General features: G+C 52.2%; 1 tRNA gene and 1 rRNA gene. Both read right to left on the bottom strand.

Annotated elements, in window-relative coordinates:
* Positions 1-10: 10 nt before the first annotated feature.
* Positions 11-2,941, bottom strand: a 23S ribosomal RNA gene (locus P9E47_RS18895).
* 220 nt (positions 2,942-3,161) lie between these two features.
* A tRNA-Ala gene (locus tag P9E47_RS18890) sits at positions 3,162-3,237 on the bottom strand.
* Between the last annotated feature and the right edge of the window lie 17 nt (positions 3,238-3,254).

Raw genomic sequence — 3,254 nt, 5'->3', positions numbered from 1 at the left:
ACTTTTCTATTTGGTTAAGTCCTCGATCGATTAGTATCTGTCAGCTCCACGTATCGCTACGCTTCCACCTCAGACCTATCTACCTCATCGTCTCTGAGGGATCTTACTTCTTACGAATGGGAAATCTCATCTCGAGGGGGGCTTCATGCTTAGATGCTTTCAGCACTTATCCCGTCCGCACATAGCTACCCAGCGATGCCTTTGGCAAGACAACTGGTACACCAGCGGTGCGTCCATCCCGGTCCTCTCGTACTAAGGACAGCTCCTCTCAAATTTCCTGCGCCCACGACGGATAGGGACCGAACTGTCTCACGACGTTCTGAACCCAGCTCGCGTACCGCTTTAATGGGCGAACAGCCCAACCCTTGGGACCGACTACAGCCCCAGGATGCGATGAGCCGACATCGAGGTGCCAAACCTCCCCGTCGATGTGGACTCTTGGGGGAGATAAGCCTGTTATCCCCAGGGTAGCTTTTATCCGTTGAGCGATGGCCCTTCCATGCGGAACCACCGGATCACTAAGCCCGACTTTCGTCCCTGCTCGACTTGTAGGTCTCGCAGTCAAGCTCCCTTGTGCCTTTACACTCTGCGAATGATTTCCAACCATTCTGAGGGAACCTTTGGGCGCCTCCGTTACCTTTTAGGAGGCGACCGCCCCAGTCAAACTGCCCACCTGACACTGTCTCCCAGCCCGATCAGGGCTGTGGGTTAGAATTTCAATACAGCCAGGGTAGTATCCCACCGATGCCTCCACCGAAGCTGGCGCTCCGGCTTCTCAGGCTCCTACCTATCCTGTACAAGCTGTACCAAAATTCAATATCAGGTTGCAGTAAAGCTCCATGGGGTCTTTCCGTCCTGTCGCGGGTAACCTGCATCTTCACAGGTACTATGATTTCACCGAGTCTCTCGTTGAGACAGTGCCCAAGTCGTTACACCTTTCGTGCGGGTCAGAACTTACCTGACAAGGAATTTCGCTACCTTAGGACCGTTATAGTTACGGCCGCCGTTTACTGGGGCTTCGATTCAGAGCTTCTCCTTACGGATAACCCCTCCTCTTAACCTTCCAGCACCGGGCAGGTGTCAGCCCCTATACTTCGCCTTACGGCTTCGCAGAGACCTGTGTTTTTGCTAAACAGTCGCTTGGGCCTATTCACTGCGGCTCTCTCGCGCTTGCACGCTATCAGAGCACCCCTTCTCCCGAAGTTACGGGGTCATTTTGCCGAGTTCCTTAACGAGAGTTCTCTCGCGCATCTTAGGATTCTCTCCTCGCCTACCTGTGTCGGTTTGCGGTACGGGCACCTTCTACCTCGCTAGAAGCTTTTCTTGGCAGTGTGGAATCAGGAACTTCGGTACTTTATTTCCCTCGCCATCACAGCTTAAGCGTATGACAAGCGGATTTGCCTACTTGTCGCTCTAACTGCTTGGACGCGCACAACCAACGGCGCGCTTACCCTATCCTCCTGCGTCCCTCCATTGCTCAAACGGTAAAGAGGTGGTACAGGAATATCAACCTGTTGGCCATCGCCTACGCCTTTCGGCCTCGGCTTAGGTCCCGACTAACCCTGAGCGGACGAGCCTTCCTCAGGAAACCTTAGGCTTTCGATGGACAGGATTCTCACCTGTCTTTTCGCTACTCACACCGGCATTCTCACTTCTAAGCGCTCCACTAGTCCTTTCGGTCTAGCTTCAAAGCCCTTAGAACGCTCCCCTACCACTGACACGTAAGTGTCAATCCACAGCTTCGGTGGTACGTTTAGCCCCGTTACATTTTCGGCGCAGAGTCACTCGACCAGTGAGCTATTACGCACTCTTTAAATGGTGGCTGCTTCTAAGCCAACATCCTGGTTGTCTAAGCAACTCCACATCCTTTGCCACTTAACGTACACTTTGGGACCTTAGCTGGTGATCTGGGCTGTTTCCCTCTTGACCACGGACCTTATCACTCGTAGTCTGACTCCTAAGGATAAGTCTTTGGCATTCGGAGTTTGACTGAATTCGGTAACCCGATGGGGGCCCCTAGTCCAATCAGTGCTCTACCTCCAAGACTCTTACCTTAAGGCTAGCCCTAAAGCTATTTCGGGGAGAACCAGCTATCTCCAAGTTCGATTGGAATTTCTCCGCTACCCACACCTCATCCCCGCACTTTTCAACGTGCGTGGGTTCGGTCCTCCATCCAGTGTTACCTGGACTTCAACCTGGACATGGGTAGATCACCTGGTTTCGGGTCTACGACCACGTACTCATGCGCCCTATTCAGACTCGCTTTCGCTGCGGCTCCGTCTCTTCGACTTAACCTTGCACGGGATCGTAACTCGCCGGTTCATTCTACAAAAGGCACGCTGTCACCCATGAATGGGCTCCAACTACTTGTAGGCACACGGTTTCAGGATCTCTTTCACTCCCCTTCCGGGGTGCTTTTCACCTTTCCCTCACGGTACTGGTTCACTATCGGTCACTAGGGAGTATTTAGCCTTGGGAGATGGTCCTCCCAGCTTCCGACGGGATTTCACGTGTCCCGCCGTACTCAGGATCCACTCAAGAGGGAACGAAGTTTCAGCTACAGGGCTGTTACCTTCTTCGGCTGGCCTTTCCAGACCACTTCACCTACTTCGTTCCTTTGTAACTCCGTATAGAGTGTCCTACAACCCCAAGAGGCAAGCCTCTTGGTTTGGGCTTCTTCCGTTTCGCTCGCCGCTACTCAGGAAATCGCATTTGCTTTCTCTTCCTCCGGGTACTTAGATGTTTCAGTTCCCCGGGTCTGCCTTCGATACCCTATGTATTCAGGTAAAGATACTGTCCCATTACGAACAGTGGGTTTCCCCATTCGGAAATCTCCGGATCAAAGCTTACTTACAGCTCCCCGAAGCATATCGGTGTTAGTCCCGTCCTTCATCGGCTCCTAGTGCCAAGGCATTCGCCGTGCGCCCTTACTAACTTAACCATTCGACAAATGATCAGCTGCGAATCTCGTCGTCAGCTTTGACTCTCCGTTGCTCACGTACGTTGTACGCTCCGCTACTCGAGCCTTCGCTTCCTAGATCTTCTTGCTGCTGATTTGTCTCAAGTTTGCAACTCTCTATATAAATAGAGAAGATGCTAATAAGAACTTATTCTACAGTAAATATGAATGTTTTACGATTATCTAGTTTTCAAGGAACATTTGGTGGAGACTAGCGGGATCGAACCGCTGACCTCCTGCGTGCAAGGCAGGCGCTCTCCCAGCTGAGCTAAGCCCCCAAATTAAATGCGCCTTG

Source organism: Schinkia azotoformans (assembly GCF_035811335.1).
GTDB lineage: Bacteria > Bacillota > Bacilli > Bacillales > Bacillaceae_J > Schinkia > Schinkia azotoformans.
Note: the sequence above shows the minus strand (reverse complement) of the source record. Positions and strands in the feature narration are given on the sequence as shown.